The following is an 18,585-nucleotide window of genomic DNA, read 5'->3' as shown; positions in this document are numbered from 1 at the left end:
TCGATTTTCAATTCGTTGAACGTCAACGTCATTATACCATAACTTCATGTGGCTCTGGACAAATCGACAATGCCGGCGTATATTATGAATATAAAAATAAATTATTCATAAATTCAAAATAAACGAGGTGTCGATCCTATGCCGAAATTTACGGAAAAAGAAAAGGAAACGATCCGCAATAAACTGCTGGACGAGGGAAGGCGGCTTTTCGCCGTGTTAGGATTAAAAAAGACGAGCATCGAAGACGTAACGAAAGCGGTCGGAATCGCGCAAGGATCGTTCTATTTGTTTTACAGTTCCAAAGAGGAACTGTATTGTGAAATTTTGCAGCAGGAGGAACGCGTCATTCGATCGCAGCTGATCGAGCATTTCTTCGCGCAGGACCATATCACGAGAGAAATGTTCAAACAATTTTTGCGGCGGTCGTTTGCCGTGATGGAGGAAAATCCGTTCATCCGCCAAATGTACGACGAGGATGCGATGGAATCTGTGTTTCGCAAGCTGCCGGAAGATAAACTGCAAGAGTTGTTTACGGACGACTCGGCTTTCTTCGTGCCGCTGATCGTGCGCGGACAGCAACAAGGGTGGATGGCGGCCCGCAATCCGGAAACGATCGTCAGTCTGATCCGGTCCATCGTGCTTCTGGCCATGCAAAAAAGGCAAATCGGCGAAGAACGTTACGAGGAAACGATCGAATTGCTCATTGAACTGGTCGCCAGCGGCTTGGTTAAGGAGGAGGCTAAGCGCCATGATTGAGGTCGAACGGCTTTATTATACGTATCCGGGGCAAACGGAACCTGCGCTGAAAGGGCTCGATTTCTCGATCGGCAAAGGGGAAATTTTCGGTTTTCTCGGCCCGTCGGGCGCCGGCAAAAGCACAACGCAAAAAATTTTGATCGGCATCCTGAAACGGTATGAGGGGCAAGTTCGGGTGATGGGCCGCGAATTGCGCGAGGTCACGAACGATTATTACGAGAACATCGGAGTCGCTTTTGAATTCCCCAATTTTTACAACCGTTTTACGGCATTGGAAAATTTGAATTTATTCCGTTCCCTGTACAAGGGCGAGACGGAACAACCCGAGCGGCTGCTCGCCATGGTCGATCTGGAGCGATTTGCCAAGACGAAAGTATCCGATTTCTCCAAAGGCATGAAGATGAGGCTGAATTTTTGCCGGGCGCTGCTGAACAAACCGGATATTTTGTTTCTCGACGAACCGACATCCGGACTCGACCCGGTCAACGCAAGGAAGATGAAGGATTTGATCATGGCCAAAAAGTCCGAGGGCAAAACAATTCTGATCACGACGCATAATATGAGCGCGGCCGATGAAATTTGCGATCGCGTCGCATTTATCGTCGACGGCGGAATCAGTCTGATCGATTCGCCGCGGACGTTGAAAGTGCAGCGCGGCAGCAAACGGCTGCGCGTCGAATACCGGGAAGGCGAAGGCTTGCGGAGCGCCGATTTCCATCTGGACGGAATCGGAACGGATCCGCATTTTCTCGATATGCTGCGGACGAAACGGGTCGAGACGATCCATACGCAAGAAGCTTCGTTGGAAGATATTTTTATTCAAGTGACCGGGAGGAGTTTGGGATGAGATTGGCGTCGGCTTTCGTTTACGATATGAAACTGCAGTTCAGGCACGGCTTCTATTACGCTTATTTGTTCATCAGCGCCGCCTATATCGTTTTGCTGAGACTCATGCCTCGGGAGTACAAGGAAACGGCAAGCATTCTCATAACCTTTTCCGATCCGAGCGTGCTCGGCTTTTTCTTTATCGGCGGTCTCGTGCTGCTGGAGAAAGGGCAGAACGTCTACGACAATTTATTCGTTACGCCGTATCGTCCGGCGGAATATATCGTGTCGAAAACGCTGTCCCTTACCCTCTTGTCCGTCGTTACAAGTTATGCGGTTCATGTCGGCGCCTTCGGCTTTCATACGAATCTGCTGCTGTATGTGACAGGCGTTGCGCTTACTTCCTTTTTCTTTACCTTGATCGGTATGGGACTGGCGGTAAGATGCCAGACGTTGAACGGTTTCTTCTTCATGTCTACGCTGTACACGTTTGTTTTCGTCCTGCCGCTCTTCGAAACCGTGGATGTATGGACAAGTCCGCTATTTGCCGTTTTGCCCGCGAAAGCGTCGTTGCTGCTGCTCGGTACGGCGTTCTCGCCGCTTGATTGGCGCGAATTGGCGTACGGCCTCCTGCTTCTGGCAGGCTGGAACGCGATTGCATTTCTATGGACTTGGCATTCATTCCGCAAGTTCATCATTTTAAAAATCGGAAACGAAAGGAGAGGCGGCAAATGAATCGGTTCCTTCATCTTATTCGCGGAGACGTCAAACAAATTGCGCGCGATCCGATGCTCGCTTTTTATTTGCTGGCTCCGATGCTTATTATATTGGCGGTCCGGTTCGGCATTCCGTTCGTGGCAGCGCTGCTGCAGCGCGAAGCCGGATTCGATCTGGCTCCTTATTACAATCTGATCCTCAGCTTTGCGATGCTGCTTATTCCGCTTATTCTAGGAGTGCTCGCCGGATTTATGATGCTGGACGAACGGGACGAGAACCTGATCGCCTATTATTCCGTCACGCCGCTTTCCAAGTCGGGCTACTTGCTGTACCGTCTCTCTTTCCCGATCGTATTATCCGTCCTCTATTGCGGCATGTTTCTGCTCGCAGCTTCCCTTGCACCGGCGCAGACCGCGAGTTTGCTTGCGACGCTTCCCATGCTGGCGATGGAAGCTCCGTTAATCGCCTTATTGTTGGCCGCCTGCGCATCGAACAAAGTGGAAGGCCTGGCCTGGTCGAAAGGAGCGGGATTGATCGTTTTTTTGCCTGCGATCGCCTACTTTGTTCCTTTGCCATGGCAATTGCTCGCCGGAATCGTCCCGGCTTATTGGGTTCCGAGAACGTTTTTGGCCAGCGGCATGACGCCGGAGGCTTTGACAATACCGGTATTGGCCCTTTGCGGAGTCACCGGCATTGCCGTGCATGTCATCGCGCTGCGTTTCTTATATCAACGCTTTCTATTAAAAACGGATTAATAGATGCATGATCATGTTCGCAAAAAATTCTAGATTTAGCCTTATTTTCATTCAAAAATATGCGGTAAAATATTAAATATTTGTATATAATGGAGGATATGGCTTCACCAGTACCTATTTATAGCGAGGTGTTTCGCGTGACCTATGTTGATACGAGCGATATCGGTCTTCCTATGTTTCTTACGATTCTATTTTTCCTTATCGTCATCGGCCCATTAGTAAGCATTGGCGTGCTGCGCCTGTTCCAATCGCGCAAACGTTCCGGACTCACATACATTTTTTCGGCAATCGCAACCTATGTGGTGTTTATGGTGGTACTCAATTTCGTGCCGTTAGGATGACGAATGAACCCGCATATAAGGAAGAGTTGGAAGGCGCCGGCAATTCGGCGTCTTTTTATATGTTCTTTTTGAAATTTTCGGAAAAATTATAGTTATTTTCAAGGGGTGCAGCATGAATACATCATCTTCAGGATCGTCTCGGCTCCAATTCGCCATATTGATCGCTACCATCGTCGCGGCGGGATTAAGCCAAGGCTTGCTCCTGCCGCTATTAACGGTAATTTTGGAGGAAATGGGGATCCCGTCCCATTTGAACGGGCTTAACGCGGGCATGCTCTATATCGGCACATTTGCCATGATGCTGTTCGTGGAGCCTTTACTGGGCCGCCTCGGCTATAAAAAATTGCTCAGTTCGGGCTTAATCGTCGTATTGATTGCGCTTGTGCTGTTTCCGCTGTTTCCTAATCTTTGGGTTTGGTTCCTGCTCCGGTTTGCCGTCGGCATGGGCGACAGCGCGCTTCATTACGCGACGCAGCTTTGGGTCATTACGTCGAGTCCCGCGGATCAACGCGGCCGCAACATTTCTTTGTACGGCATGTCGTACGGGCTTGGTTTCAGTCTCGGCCCGCTGGGCATGACTTTGAAACCGTACGGGGAATGGTTGCCGTTCGCGGCCATCGCCTTTTGTTTCCTGATCGTCTTATGGCTCGTCGTAACCTTTCTGCCGAATCGCCGGGCGGAGAAACCGGCAACGGGCGCGACCGCGGAGCGGCGCTACGCCAAGGCGTTTCGCTGGGCCTGGTTCGCGCTCATGCCGGCGTTTCTGTACGGTTATACGGAAGCTTCCATGAACACCAGCTTTCCGCTATATGCGCTCAAAATCGGCATTGATGCGCATTGGATTTCGTTTATGCTTCCCTTCTTCGGAATCGGCGGGTTGCTGCTGCAGCTGCCGCTCGGCATTCTAAGCGACCGCTACGAACGCAAAAACGTATTAATGGCCGCCGGCTTTATCGGCGGAATCGCCTTCCTGGCCATCCCCGCCGCAGGCGCGAGCGTCTGGGGGATCGCTTTGTTGTTCGCCGTGGCGGGCGGAATGCTCGGCTCCTTCTATTCGCTCGGACTGGCATATGTGGCCGATATTCTGCCTAAGGAATTGCTGCCGACCGCCAACGTCATCGCGACTTATTTGTTCAGCATCGCCAGTATTATTGGACCGAACCTCGGCGGGCTCGGCATTCAATACGTGTCCGCGCAAAGCATGTTCTGGGCGCTTGGGGGGTTGTTTCTCCTGTTTACGCTGCTTGGGTTTGCGTACCGCCAAAAGCATGCGGCGCAAAGATAGGCCTGTTGCGGCCGTCGGCCGGCAGGTAAAAAGAAAGGAGAAATCATATCATACCTATAGAATATGTTTTCTCCTTTTCATTCTATTAAGCCGCTCTTCTATCAAAAGTTTCTCCCTGTTCCTCTGTGTAATTCCCATTCGTATAATTAGAAATCGTCTACCTTCAAAATTTTTGGCCAACAATGTTTTTTTCTAGTGGATTAGTAAACCACTCCCAATTCCCTTTACATTGTTCACACACTTTATTGGCCGCATGGTCAGCAAGCGCGCAAACGAAACTGACAATCCTTATTGGGCTCAAAATGAAGACGTTTCTATTTTAACGAAAGTACGCATCGTTATTCATTGGAAATCGGCGGTTTTACCGCCTTTTCCCCCTCATTAGCGTGTTTTAGTTTCGTTACACCGAGCATCCAGTTGATTTACAGGCTATTAGCGTGTATACACGTTTCCTTAGCCCGCCCGACGGGTCGGCAGCCGCCAGCGGTTTTATGAAATTGACTCGTTACAGGAATTCGCAACTGCCGACTTCTGAACGAAAGGGATTTCGACAAAAGGCCGAAGACTTATAATCGATGCAGAAATGGTTGTTTTAAGAAAAATTACTGGATTTCTACAGTTGCTGCGGTACCGAGAATCGAAAACGCAGCCTGCGTGCCGCATCACCAAGCAAGAGGGCTGCCCCGAACGAACCGGGGCAGCCCTTAACAATAGTTACGCTTTATAGTTCAACATCGCTAGAATAAGAGCGACCGCTTCGGCCCGTGTCGCATTCGCTTGCGGCGCGAACCGGTTGCCTCCTCTGCCTTGCATGAGTCCGGCTTCATACGCCGCCGCAACTTGCGGGCGAGCCCATGCCGGAATCTGGTCCGCATCGGCGAAAGTAAGCGCCGCGTTCGGATCGGTCGGAAGCTCCAGCGCGCGAACGATCATAACGGCTACTTCCGCGCGGGACATATTTCGCTCCGGACGGAACTTATGATCATCATAGCCTTTAATGATGCCCGCGCGGACTGCTTGTGCCACGAAAGGCTTAGCCCATGCCGGAATCCGGTCGGAATCGGCGAACGTCAAGCCCTCTCCCACGCCTTCCAGATTCAAGGCCCGGCTCAGCATCGCCGCGAATTCGGCGCGCGTCACTTGACCGTCCGGACGGAACGTGCCGTCGTCGTAGCCGGTGACGATGCCGCGCTTGACCGCTTCGGCGATCGATGCCGCCGCCCAATGAGCGGATACATCCGTCAGAACAACGTTGGACGAACCTTCGCCTTCGTTCGAACCGGTCGTTCCGCCGTTATCTGCAGTCCCTTCGCCTCCGCTTTCACGGTTGTCCGGCTTATTCTCTTCGGCTTTATCCTTCGAAGCGTCGCCTCCCGATCCGCCGCTTCCCGACGTACCGCCTTCCGTACTGCCTCCGGAGCCGCTGCCTCCGGAACCGCCTTCGTTCGATTTCGTCCATACGGTCACGCTCGGGCCGTCGTTGCTCCAGTTGCCAGCCGCATCTCCGGCTTCGACCGTAAAGGTATAGCGAGTTCCGGCGCTCAAACCGGTCATATCGACGGAATGGACTTCGCCCGACAACATGATCTCGCGACCGCCGAACATCGCTTTGTAAGCCGTTACGCCTACATTATCCGCAGCGGCGGTCCATGTTAAGGTAAGACTGTTCTTCGTCACGTTCGAAGCGGTAACACGGCTTCCGCTTGGCCATGTCGGCTTTTCGCCGTCTTCGGCAGCGCTTTTGGCCGGCACGACAACCTGGATGCTCTTCGTCAAAGCGCTCGAACCGTCGGCCGTTTTCGTTACTTCCAACACCAACGTTACCGTCGTCTCCTCATCCTGCGGGAAGATTTGCCCGTCGGCGGCGATGACGTCCGGCCGGTCCGTACTATGAACCGCTACCGTGAATCCTGCGGGCACTTCCGGCAACGTCAACGTAACCGCATCTTTCGCCGGGGAAGCGATCGATCTGATCTCTCCGGCCACTATCGCCGCCGTCGTCTCAGCCAGCTCCAACTTGGCGTCGGCCCAGTCGCCGTATCCCGTCGTCTGCGGATTGGAACCGGCGGCATGACCGGTTAAGACTAACTGGAACTCATCCACGCCGGCGATATCCAGATCGATCGGCATCGGTTCAACATAAGGCTTCGCTGTGATATTAGGGCTTTCATACAGCTTCTCGCCATCCGCATAAACCGCAAACTTGATGTTCGTCGGAAGCTTCGAGTTTTCCAAAGCTTGATCGTCAATGCCGATCATCGCGGAGAAGCGGCTGTACTTTCCGCCGAAACGGTAGGTAATCGTCGCGTCGGGATGCGATCCGATTCCTTTGCCGTACGTTGTTCCGTTCATAATCAGCTCGCGTCCCGAAGCGTTCGTATCTTTTTTCGTCGCCACTTTGCCGTTTTTGATCTCGGTCCAATCCATATCGCTTAAGTAAACGACCGCCTGCGCCTCAATCGGCTCGGCTTGTAAACTCTCCCCGATCGCATTGGTCGCCGTTACCGTGTAAATGTAGCGGCCTTCGTCCTTCGGCGCGTTCATGTCCGTATATTCTAAGCCGTCGATGCCCGAGGCGGCAAGGACAAACTCTCCGCTGCCGTCCGGCGCGGCTGTCTTCCGGTATACGGAGTAAGACGTTGCCGCATAGGAAGGTTGCCACGCCAGCTTCACCATCTCGGCGGAAATCCGCATTGCTTTCAATCCGCCCGGAGCGGCCGGCGCCTTCGTAATCGCCGTATGGAACGATGAAGGCCCATCTGTATTGTCGGTCCATTCTCCGGAGTCCTCATTCTGCGCCGTTATTTTCCAATAATATTGCTTATCGTTCGCCAGCACACCCTTCAGTTCGTAGGAGGTTGCCTTAACCGTCTCATCGAATATAACCGTGCGGAAACCGGAATCTTCGGCTACGGTCAACCGGTAGCTATCCGCCAAATCCGCCGCTTCCCAACCGAAAGCGACATTCGCCGCATTCAGGCCGGCAGCGCCGTTCTCCGGGGAGATCAGCCGGAACGGACCCGGTTTCTGCGATTCCACTCCGTCGGATGGAAAAATCGAAACGCCTTGGCCGGGCAATAAGGTTAAGGCAAGCATGCCGCCGGATAGGCGCTTTCCTTTTTCCAGCAATTGCAGGCCGTCCAAACCGATCGTATAAATATCCACAGCCGGAACGTCGGACCAATCGCCCGGAAGCGTCCACTGCCGGTTCTCGTATCCGCCTTTGCTGTACGCGATGATTTCCTTGTTTGCCGTCTCATTCCACAGCGCCGGGAAGAAGATGTCGTCGCCGTCCCGCATCACGCGGCCGCCCTGCTTCACAATCAATTTCCCGCCTTGTTTTTCGCTGGTAACGTTATTGGAGAATGTGACGATGCCGTTGCTGTCGGAAATCCGATCCAGCCGGTTCAAGTAATACCATGGCACCGTTTTTAACGAGAATTCCTCCAGAAATCCTTTCAGATTGACCGGATCGCTTTTGATCGTCCCTTCGCCGAGCATGCCTGTGCCTAAACGATCGTCTCCCCCGTCTCCTCCTACATATAACGATGCCGGGATCCGAAACTGCTCCGATGCGCTCCAACGAATATGCCAAGCCATTCGCTGCAAGCCGATGAACGGATCGACCCTGTAGCTTTTATCGAATTCCGCAGTAACATCGACACCTTTATCGTAAAAATAGCGAATGATTTTTTTCTGCGTTTCCGCTTCCTCCTGGGAAGTGATGCCGTGATACGGGCTGATATAACCCGCTTCCAGCTTCGGTATATTTTGATGGAAGGCGTCGATATGAATCGTACCCGCCCGTCCGATCGGCAGCAGCTCCAGCAGAGCGTCGATTCTTTGCTGCGTCAGGCCCGCTTCCCATTCTTTCGTATAGCTGATCGGATATCCCCAAACGTATTTCCTGAGCGAACCGTCCTTCTCTCTAGCGATCACATCCGCATCCAGATACGTTTGCCACAAAGGACTTTGATCGCTGGCATCCAACATATTGATGTGCAGGCTGACCGTCGTATTGTATTTGAACGCTTCGTCCATCAGCCATTTCAGGCTGTCCTCCGCTTTGGCGTCTTGCGCCCGTTTCAGCTTCGGGTTAACAACGTTTAGCGCCGGATACCCCGTATCATGCCCGTCGAACTGCCAGCCGACCAAATAAATAATTTTCGGAATGCCGCGCGTCAGCTGGTCGATTTTTCGAATCGATTCCAGCGCTTGTTCGAAGGTCAGACTAACTTTGCCGTCGTTTGCGGCCATAAACATTTTCATCGTCAACGTCTGATGGTAGTCGTGGTAGGAAGGCCGGTCTGCGGCAAAATTCACCTCGAACGTCGCCGTATCCGTCTTCGTCACCCCGTTCAGCGTAACATTGACCGTGACCGTGGCCTTGCCGGCGGAATTAAGCTTCGTCCCCGCTCTCAGTTCCGCGCTTGTGGCACCGGTCGGCGTCACGGAGGCGATCACGTTCGTATTGCTGACGGTATAGTTGACCGTCGCTTGGCTAAGATCCGCCGGGCTTCCGTCTTTCATCGTTCCGCTCAGGCTCAACCGGGCCAAGCCGTCCAAATTTAGCGTCGTCCGGTCCGCCGTCAATACAACGGAATCCAGGAAGTCCCCGTCTCCTTTAATCATTGATTCCGTAAACTCGTGGACCGCTTGATTCAATGCTGCAACAGCCGCATCGACCTCAGGCTGGTCTGCGTTGTCGTTATCCGCAACAGCTTGTGCGGTTTGAATGGAAACGAACAAAACTTCCTTCGAGCCGAAAGGATATTGGCCCGGTTCCGTCCCCTCGACGGCCGCATCGTATACCGATTGCGCAACCGAGATTGCCCCAATCAAGGCCGTCTTGTCTACGACCGTTCCCGAGGAAACGCCGGGCACAATAACCTTGATCGGAACGGTATCCGCCTTGGATTGATCCGCTACCTTCGTCACTTCCAGCACAAGGATCACTTCCGTGTCCGTCTCCAGCGGGAATATTTGCGCATCCATCGACGGAATAACCGCTTCGTTGCTCGAGCTCTTCACCCGAATCTCGAAGCCGTCGGGAACGGCCGGCAGCGTCAATCTCGTCGCGTTTTTCTCCGGCGCGGGGATCGACGTAATTCCGGCGGCAACGCTTGCCGCCGTTTGCTCGGCGTGAACCCTCCCGGCAGACATTGCGAAATCCGTCAACAGAAGTACGATTACCATCAAGGCGGCTAACCATTTGTAATTTTTTGGCAACGTATTCACCTCATTATTATGTTCATTGACTCGCATTACCCTTTAATCGCCCCGTCTACCATCCCTTTTACAAAATATTTTTGCAGTAAAAGATAGATTGCGGTCAAAGGCATCATGCCGATGAAACATCCGGCGGCGACCCAATTGATATTGCTGTGAAATTGCGAAATGAATCCCGACAGAGCGACGGGAATTGTCATCATCGTTTTCTTCTGCAAGAAAAATACGGAAAATTGATAGTCGTTCCATACTTGTACCCCGATCAAAATAATGACCGTTGCCGTAATCGGCTTCAACAAGGGCAATATGATGCGCAAAAAGATGCCGTAACGGCTGCATCCGTCGATAAGCCCCGCTTCGTCCAGCTCCTTGGGCACGGAATTCATGAACCCGGTAAATAAAAAAATCGTCATCGGCAGCGAGAAAGCGACCTGGGTCAAGATGATGGCCCAATAGGTGTTGATTCCGCCGATATCAACGATAAATTTATAGAGGGGAACCAGAATCGTCAGCGCCGGCACGATTAAGCACGAGATGCTGATCGTGTACACCAATTGATTCCACTTCGTTTGATGCCGCGCGAGCGGATAGGAGGCGCACGCTCCGATTAGAACGACAAGAATGACGGCAGAGAATGTAATGATGGCGTTATTCAACACGGCTTGCCCCAACTGCGCATCCTTCCACGCATTCGTGAAATTTCCAATGTAAATGGATTGGGGAAGCAGCCATTTGCTGCTCGAATCTTCGATCGATTTGAAGGACATGTTGAATAAAATATAAAAAGGAACAATGTGAATGACCGTAATAAGCAAGGCAATGATGTACTTGAGCGATTTCTTCACATTTTCACTTCCTTCCGGCGCAGCAGCACGAGCGCGGTAATGCTGATGACGCATATGATCGCGAACATGAGATTCCCCAGCGCCGCGGCGTACCCGGCGTCCTGGCGGGCGAAATACAGATTGTACATCATCGTGGACAACGATTGCGACGCATATCCCGGTCCGCCGTTCGTCATGGCGACGATCACATCGAACAGCTTCAATCCGCCGATGACATTGAGCACGACATTGATCGTAATGGCCGGCATGAGCAGCGGAAGCGTGATGCTTTTAAAGCGGAACCACCATCCGGCCCCGTCGATGCTCGCTGCCTCGTAATATTCTTTCGAAATGGACTGCAATCCGGCCAAAAAAATAATCATCGCAATCCCCATGTACTGGTACGTGTTGACAAAAGTGATAATCCATACGGCGCGCGGACCGTTCGAGAGCCAATCGACCGTTTCTTTGCCAAACAGCATCATGGCGTCGTTTAACGCGCCGCCGTCGTATTGAAAGAAAAAATAACTGATATAACCCATAATGAGCGGGCTTATAATGACCGGCAGATAAACGACCGTGCGCACCAGGCCTTTTCCCCGAATTTTCTGGTCCAGAAACAAGGCATAGGCCAAGCCGAGCAAATTTTGAAAGATGGTGCTGCCCAAGCCGTAAATAAACGTGTTTTGGATCGTTTGTACGATTTTTTTATCCGAGAACATAAGCTTGTATTTTTCCAACCCGACCCATACATAATGCTGGGAGTACCCGTCCCAATTGGTGAAGGAAATTTTCACCCCTTGAATCAGCGGATAGAAGATGAACACGGCGAATAACAATAACGCCGGCAAATACATAAAATTGAGCACTCCGGCGGAACGGAACCATTTGGCAACGGAACCGGATCGCTTCTCCGCATCGGCCGGCCATGATGAGCTTCTAGGCATGGTTTCTCCTCTCCTCCTATCTCGAGTTCCTATCTCTTATATCAACGGCCCGCGGTTTCAATAACAAACAACGGGCCGTATCTCATTCTCTTTATTGGCTAGCCGCTCTTAATCTCTCGTATTCCTTCTTCATATTTTCCGAATATTCTCGCGGCGTGATGGCGCCGGCCAGCATGTCTTGGCCGTTTTTGCACATCACGTCCCACATGCCGTTCGGCAAATACACTCGGTCGAAATACGGGAAGACGCGCAAATCTTTATATTTCTCGTAATCCGCCGTCAAACTGCCCGCATCGATGGCGACGCCTTCCAATCCCGGCGGCAGCGCGTTCGAAGCGGCGACTAGAGCGACATTCTCCGGTTTGGCAAAGTAAGCGACGAATTTGCGCGCCGCTTCGCTATTCGGCGAATCTTTCCATACGCCCCATGTCGTTTTCTCTCCGCCTACCAGTGTAGGCGTATCGCCTGCCACGACCGATTGAATCGGCATCAATCCCGCTTTCAGTTCAGGGTTGATCGCTTTCGCCTCTTCGATCAGGAACGGGCCATATACGCCGAACGCCGCTTTCCCTTCGGCGAAGGCTTTGGCGGAATCGCTATATTTCGCCGTTAGGACATCCTTGTTCAGATAGCCTTTCTCTTGCAAATCGAGGAACATTTGCGGCAATACGTCAAACTTGTTCCAGTCGAACGTTCCGTCAAGCAGCTGCTCGGCATCGTTTTGTTCCGGACTGACGAACACCGATGTCGCGTAGAAATCGAAAAACTGTCCGATCGGCCAGGAATCCGCGCCGCCGATATGGATCGGAGCCACCTTCCCGCCGCTTTTCGTTTTAATCGTTTCGGCCGCTTGCAGCAGTTCGTCCCATGTCGCCGGAACTTCGACGCCGTACTCCTCCAGCACGCTGGCGTTATACACAGGGCCGCCCTTATCCTGATCCATCGGCAGCACATATACTTTGCCCTCTTCGTCGGTGACGGAAGGCTTGATCGACGCATCCAGCTTGGACGCCCACTCTTCGTCTTTCAAATCGGCCAAATATTGCCCATAGCGGACTTTCGCCCAACCGTGCGTCGAGAACACATCCGGCAACTCGTTGGATGCCATTTTCATCTTCATAATGTTCTCATACTCGGCGCCCGGAGCGCTGAAATCTACTTTAATATCCGGATTCTCGTCCATAAATTTGTTCGCAATGTCCTGCAATACTTTGGCCGGTTCGCCGACGACATTGGTCATGACCGTAAGCGTCACTTTCGAATTGCCGCCGTTTCCGCCCGCCGCATTCGGCGTTTCGCCGGCCGCGCCTTCCCCGTCCGGATTGCCTCCCGTACCCGCGTTGCCGCAAGCCGCCAGTAGAAACGCCGCCGCCATCACAACGCTGATCATTTTAAACCAGTTTGTTTTTCTCATATCTATCCCCCAAGCCAGTTCGATTTTTGTGAGACCGGTTCGCCCCACAGGTATTAGGTTACCATGGCTGGTTGCGCTTTCATATGTCATAAAACTACAATCGCTCAGCTCTTTTCTACACTATTTAATTTCGTATTGACTTCGTCTGCCGGTTGTACCTATTCTTATATACAAAGAGTTGGGGCGAGGAGGCCGGTGCGGTCATGAACATGTTCAAATCGTTGCGTTCGAAGCTGACTATCGTTTATGCGCTGACCATTGTCACCCCGTTCGTCATCCTGGCGTTCGCCCTTCCCTTCTACGCTCAACATGTGCTCACGACCGATACGGAGCAATTAACGGAAGGCACGCTGCGCGCAGTGGCCGGCAATATCGAAACCTATTTGGACGATTTGGAGCGGCTGACCGCTTCACCGTACTTGAACGACAATGTCATCCAGGCGCTTAAAATTACGGCCGATAATTTATATGAAAATGCAAGCGCATACACAAAATTACAAACGGATCGGGCATTAAAGAGCACGCTGCCCAATTATTTGATCAATACCCGCAAAGACATATTGAGCACGATTACGATTACGACGAACGGCAAAGCTTATTTGACGGCCAAAAACAACAATATCGAGCTTGTGGCGGATTTTCCGTTTCAAGACGAATTATGGTATAAAAAAGCGATCCAAAAAGACGGGAAAGTCGCTTTCATCAGCTCCCATCCGCAAGATTACTTGACGAATCAAAAAGAGCTGCAAGTATTTTCCGTTTCCCGGCTCATCAAAAACCCGGATTCCGGCCAACCGCTGGCCGTCATTCTGGCCGATGCGGATACGAACGTCCTGGAGAAAATTACGAAGGACATCCGGTTTAACGTCAGTTCGGTTGTTGTGATCATGGACGAAGATCGCAACGTGATCTACGCCAACAAGCCGTTGTCCGAGGATATGATCAAGCAGCTTCGGTCCGGCGGAGACGCGAAAGCGAAGGATACCGGCTATGTGACGGTGTCGCAAACGATCAAGCCGGCCAATTGGGTCATGACGGTCTTTTTGTCCAACGAGGAACTGAAAAATAAAGTGCGCTGGATCTATACGACCGCCGTGCTGTTATCCGTCGGCGGACTTGTCGTTACGTTTTTCGTATTTCTCTATTTCTCGCAATGGATCGTCAAGCCGGTCAAACATATGATCGAGGTGATGAACAAAGTCAAGAAAGGAAATTTGCAAGCGAGGTACGGGATCGCCGGATCGGACGAATTGTCGTATTTGGGCCAGTCGTTGAACAAAATGATCTCGCAGCTCGACGATTTGATCAACCGCGAGTACAAGGCGGCGCTGGCGCAGCGGAACGCGGAATACCGGGCGCTGCAATCGCAAATCCAGCCGCATTTCCTGTACAATACGCTTGCCGGATTGATCGGCCTGAACCGTATCGGCGAGACGAAAAAATTGGAGACCGCCATCATTTCGCTGAGCGGCATGCTGCGGTACATGCTGGACGAGAACCAATGGACCAGCATCGAGAACGAGTTTGCATTCTTGACGAAATACGCTTTGCTGCAGCAAATCCGCTTTGAAGACAAGTTGAAAATCGTTATTGAATACGAAGAAGCGGCGGCCGATTTCAAAATTCCGAAGTTGCTGTTTCAGCCGATATTGGAAAATGCGATTATTCACGGGGTTGAACCTGACGATAAAGAAAATGAGGTTAAAGTATCGGCGTTTATAACCGAAACGAACGGCCGGCCGCATATTTGCATCGAAATTTGCGACGACGGCGTCGGATTCGATACGCATACGCAGGATGCCGAACCTTCGCGTCACATCGGCATCTCCAACGTGCAGGCGCGGCTGCAGCTCGCTTATCCCAATGCGTCTTTAACCGTACACAGCATTCCGGGGTCCGGCACGCGCGTAACGATTGCGATACCAGAGGAGGACGAACAACAATGAACATCGTATTAGCGGATGACGAAAGTTTGGTCAGGGCCGGGTTAAGAAGTATGCTGAACGAGTTGAATATGCCGCTTCAAGTCGTCGGGGAAGCCAGGAACGGCGAAGAGGCGGTTCGCCTCATCGAGGAGCAGCGTCCCGACGTCGCATTTGTCGATATTCGCATGCCTAAACTTAGCGGATTGGATGTAATCGCCCAGGGAAAAACGGTCTCGCCGTTCACCAAATGGATCATTTTAAGCGGATATTCCGAGTTTCAATACGCGAAAGAAGCGCTGCGCCTCGGCGCTTGCAATTATTTATTAAAACCTGTCAGTTTGGAAGAATTGAAGGACAGCGTCGTACAGGCGAACGAAGCGCTGCGCCAACATATGATCGAACGAAACGGCCGGTTCGAGCACGCGCTCGCTTCATGGATGCAAGGCCGAACGCCTTTGCACGAAGCGAATCATCTCCTGGCCTCCGTGCATTGCAAAGGGCTGGCATTCTATATCGACAGCTGCCTTCCGGAGCGGGAACTCGCCGATTTTCAGCACCGGCTGATCAACGAGTTGCAATCGATGATCCGGGACCGCTTCTTATCGGGCGAATTTCATTCCTTTGCCATTGCTTTAAACGAAGGCCATCCCGCGATAATATGGGCTTGGCATCCTTCCGGCCGCCGGAGGGCGGAAGAACGGGAACGGCAGTTGGAACAGGCCGTCCGCCAATGGTTGGAGCAAGTTCCCGGGACGCAATTTGCCGTCACCGCGATCGAACTGGAGGAATGTGCGGGACTGGAATCGATGGCGGAACAAATCGGCCGGTTGCAAACGGTCGCTTCCTTGCGTTCCATGCTTTCCCTCAATGCGACATATCGTTTAAGCGGGCTGACCGCGCTGGCAAGCCATGAAGAGTGGCTGCGAATCGGCGCCCGTCTCGAAAATGTATGCCGATCCTACAGGCATCGGAACTACCCGGCGTATGCCCGGGAAGTCGATTTGCTGGAGAAGGAAATGAACGGGATCGGTACGCCGGACCGCAAAGCGCTTTGCCGCATCCAAGAGTTCCTCGCCTATTCGCTCGGCGTCGCTAATCCGTCCGGGGAACTTGCCGATTGGTTCAAGACGTTGCAGCATCACGGCGATTCCATGCTCTCATCCGCCGCGTCGCAGTCCGACAACGAGCAGAAGGATATCGTTCAATGCGTGATTGCGTACGTGGATCAAAACTATATGCATGATATCGGAATCAAGCAAATTGCGGAACTGCTCCATGTCACGCCCAATTATTTGAGCACCCTGTTTCATAAGAAGCACGGCAGCACGTTTATTAAATATTTGACCGAAACGAGAATGCTGAAGGCGAAGGAACTGCTGCTGAAAGAGCCCGATCTCAAAGTGAGGCAAGTGGCCGAAGCCGTCGGATATTACAGCACGCGCCATTTCACCAAATTGTTCACGGAACAATTCGGCTGCTATCCGTCGGAATGCCGCGACAAGAAAAACCGTCAGGAGGGATCGTCCTGACGGTTCCTTACGTCTGCAGCGTTCCAACATGACAGCGTGTATGCGCCGTGTCGCGCCGATCAGCGCGTGTTCGCGCGTGTTCTGTTCGCGCGTGTTCTGTTCGCGTTGACCCGCGCCGTATCCACGTTGTGTTCGCCGTGTCCGCATTGTGTCTGCGTGATGCCCGCATTGTGTCCGCCGTGTCCGCATTGTGTCCGCATCATGCCAACGTTGTATCCACGCCCATCACCCTGTACCCGCGTCATGCCCACGCTGTATCCACGCTCACCACCCTGTGTCCGCGTCATGTAACTTCAATAATCGATCTATATGAGTCGATTTCTGTCTGTTTTGCCCATGCAGCTGCAAATAGCCCGTTACTTCTGCGATTTTATTCGATATTTCATACACATAACGCGATTTGAGCCCTGATTCTGTAATTGTATACGAAAAATCGTACACAATGTGCGGCGCATGCATCGAATCCGTCGATTTTATTCGATATTTCATACACATAACGTGATTTGAGCCCTCATCCTGTAATTGTATACGAAAAATCATACACAATGTGCGGCGCACGGCACTGTCGTTGCATTAACTTCTACCGCCCTGCTCCCCAAGTTCGGACACAGGAGACGCTAATTGTGACAAACGACCCGATTTCGGACCGTTAGCGGACAGACGATCTTTTATTCGCGGCAAAAGCGTAAAAATAAGCCCTGCGACGAACGGATAACGGAATCAATGTCCGCCGAAACAGCGAATAAGCGGTTTTGACGCAAAATAACGGTCGTACGGTCCGGATAGCAATTCTCGATGCAGCTCCATTGGACGCATGCATCGAATCCGTCGATTTTATTCGATATTTCATACACATAACGCGATTTGAGCCCCGATCCTGTAAATGTATACGAAAAATCGTACACAATGTGCGGCGCATGCATCGAATCCGTCGATGAGCGGGGCACGGGCATAAAAACGAAGCTGCGCCCCCGATTAGGTGGAATTTAACGCGGTTTGAACCATCAAATAAATGGATGCACGCAGTTACTACGATGAAGCTAAGCGCTGTCGTTTACTCATGCGCGTACTCCCACACTTGCAACGCCGCTCCGATGGCGCCGCTCATGCCGCCTCCGCATGCCGGCTCGATCGTGACGCCTGCGAACATCGAAGGCATCGCGCGCCTGCGGACTTCCTCGCGCAATCTGCGGAAGAGCGGTTCGCCGCAGGCTGCGACTCCGCCGCCGATGACGACGGCCTCCGGGTTGAACAGATGAATAAGGCTCGCCACGGCGGATCCGAGCGCGGCAATGGCTTCATTCATCGCGTCGCCCGCGAGCGGATCGCCCGCAAGCCATAAGTCCGCCGTTTCTTTGGCGCTGAGCGGCGCGCGCGTCCCTGCAAGACCGGCGGCTTGCAACCGCTCGTTCATCAAGTTGGCGATGCTTGTGCCGGACGCATACTGTTCCAGGCAACCGACATTCCCGCAGATGCATGGACGGCCTTTATAGTCGACCGATAAATGCCCGATTTCTCCCGCGCTTCCCCAGGCGCCATGCATGATCCGTCCGCCCGTCATCACCGCGCCGCCTACGCCGGTGCCGAGTGCCAGGCAGACGAACGTCTTCGCGTTGCGGCCGGCTCCCAAGTACTTCTCGGTCAGCGCGAGCGCGTTCACGTCATTATCGACGTACACGGGAACGCCGAATCTCTCCTCTAGCAGCGACTTGACCCGCGTTCCCGTATAGCCGGGAATGAGATCGCTGGCGTAGCGGATCGTCCCCGTTTCCCACTCCACTTGGCCTGCGGTTCCGATACCGATTCCCCGGATCCGTGCGCCGCCCGATTCCGCCGCAAACCGGCTCCAAACCGTTTCAACCGCTTCCGCAACCCGCGGCATAACGTCCGCTTGCCCGGCCAACGTCGGCATGACATGCTGCTGCAATATTTGTCCGCCGCGATCGATGACCGCCGCGCTAATCTTCGTCCCGCCCAAGTCGACGCCAACCGCGTAGAACGTTTCCTCGTCCGCACGGCGCAAAGCATGCTTATTCAT

At 52.7% G+C, this 18,585-nt stretch carries 13 protein-coding genes; 8 read left to right on the top strand and 5 right to left on the bottom strand.

Annotation, left to right across the window (positions count from 1 at the left end):
- Nucleotides 1-138 precede the first annotated feature (138 nt).
- The 6 genes from LQ229_RS08955 to LQ229_RS08930 all read left to right on the top strand — a co-directional run bounded on the left by LQ229_RS08955 (nt 139) and on the right by LQ229_RS08930 (nt 4,679).
- A complete protein-coding gene (locus LQ229_RS08955; protein ID WP_230191512.1) occupies nt 139-756 on the top strand; it encodes a TetR/AcrR family transcriptional regulator in 618 nt (205 codons plus the stop codon).
- Nucleotides 749-1,603, top strand: coding sequence for an ABC transporter ATP-binding protein (locus tag LQ229_RS08950; protein WP_230191511.1), 855 nt, complete (start codon nt 749-751; stop codon nt 1,601-1,603). Before LQ229_RS08955 ends, LQ229_RS08950 begins: the two co-directional genes overlap by 8 nt.
- Nucleotides 1,600-2,316, top strand: coding sequence for an ABC transporter permease (locus LQ229_RS08945; protein ID WP_230191510.1), 717 nt, complete (start codon nt 1,600-1,602; stop codon nt 2,314-2,316). The genes LQ229_RS08950 and LQ229_RS08945 overlap by 4 nt, the downstream gene beginning before the upstream one ends.
- Entirely contained in the window at nt 2,313-3,053 is a 741-nt protein-coding gene (locus LQ229_RS08940; RefSeq protein ID WP_230191509.1) for a hypothetical protein, read from the top strand. The genes LQ229_RS08945 and LQ229_RS08940 overlap by 4 nt, the downstream gene beginning before the upstream one ends.
- An 89-nt stretch (nt 3,054-3,142) precedes the next feature.
- Nucleotides 3,143-3,394 (top strand): hypothetical protein, encoded by a 252-nt coding sequence (locus LQ229_RS08935; protein WP_230191508.1) that lies wholly within the window; start codon nt 3,143-3,145, stop codon nt 3,392-3,394.
- 112 nt (nt 3,395-3,506) lie between these two features.
- Complete coding sequence (locus LQ229_RS08930) at nt 3,507-4,679, top strand: MFS transporter (RefSeq protein WP_230191507.1); 1,173 nt, start codon at nt 3,507-3,509, stop codon at nt 4,677-4,679.
- A gap of 714 nt (nt 4,680-5,393) precedes the next feature.
- On the opposite strand, the gene LQ229_RS08925 is transcribed toward LQ229_RS08930, so the two are convergent.
- The 4 genes from LQ229_RS08925 to LQ229_RS08910 all read right to left on the bottom strand — a co-directional run bounded on the left by LQ229_RS08925 (nt 5,394) and on the right by LQ229_RS08910 (nt 13,093).
- Nucleotides 5,394-9,908, bottom strand: a complete 4,515-nt coding sequence (locus LQ229_RS08925) for an S-layer homology domain-containing protein (protein WP_230191506.1) — start codon at nt 9,906-9,908, stop codon at nt 5,394-5,396.
- A 35-nt stretch (nt 9,909-9,943) separates the two neighbouring features.
- Nucleotides 9,944-10,753 carry a carbohydrate ABC transporter permease gene (locus LQ229_RS08920; protein ID WP_230191505.1) on the bottom strand — a complete coding sequence of 270 codons (810 nt, stop codon included), beginning with the start codon at nt 10,751-10,753 and terminating at the stop codon, nt 9,944-9,946.
- Nucleotides 10,750-11,589 (bottom strand): sugar ABC transporter permease, encoded by an 840-nt coding sequence (locus LQ229_RS08915; protein WP_230191563.1) that lies wholly within the window; start codon nt 11,587-11,589, stop codon nt 10,750-10,752. Before LQ229_RS08915 ends, LQ229_RS08920 begins: the two co-directional genes overlap by 4 nt.
- Nucleotides 11,590-11,770: 181 nt before the next feature.
- Entirely contained in the window at nt 11,771-13,093 is a 1,323-nt protein-coding gene (locus tag LQ229_RS08910; protein WP_230191504.1) for an extracellular solute-binding protein, read from the bottom strand.
- Between the two features lie 203 nt (nt 13,094-13,296).
- Here LQ229_RS08910 and LQ229_RS08905 point away from each other — a divergent pair, with 203 nt between their 5' ends.
- Entirely contained in the window at nt 13,297-15,039 is a 1,743-nt protein-coding gene (locus LQ229_RS08905) for a sensor histidine kinase (RefSeq protein WP_230191503.1), read from the top strand.
- A complete protein-coding gene (locus LQ229_RS08900) occupies nt 15,036-16,547 on the top strand; it encodes a response regulator (RefSeq protein ID WP_230191502.1) in 1,512 nt (503 codons plus the stop codon). Before LQ229_RS08905 ends, LQ229_RS08900 begins: the two co-directional genes overlap by 4 nt.
- Nucleotides 16,548-17,601: 1,054 nt before the next feature.
- Here LQ229_RS08900 and LQ229_RS08895 read toward each other — a convergent pair.
- A complete protein-coding gene (locus LQ229_RS08895; protein ID WP_216541225.1) occupies nt 17,602-18,585 on the bottom strand; it encodes an ROK family protein in 984 nt (327 codons plus the stop codon).

The sequence above is a fragment of the Paenibacillus sp. CECT 9249 genome (assembly GCF_918697855.1).
Taxonomy (GTDB): domain Bacteria; phylum Bacillota; class Bacilli; order Paenibacillales; family Paenibacillaceae; genus MSJ-34.
The sequence above is the reverse complement of the archived record's forward strand: the minus strand, read 5'-3'. Positions and strand labels throughout refer to the sequence as shown.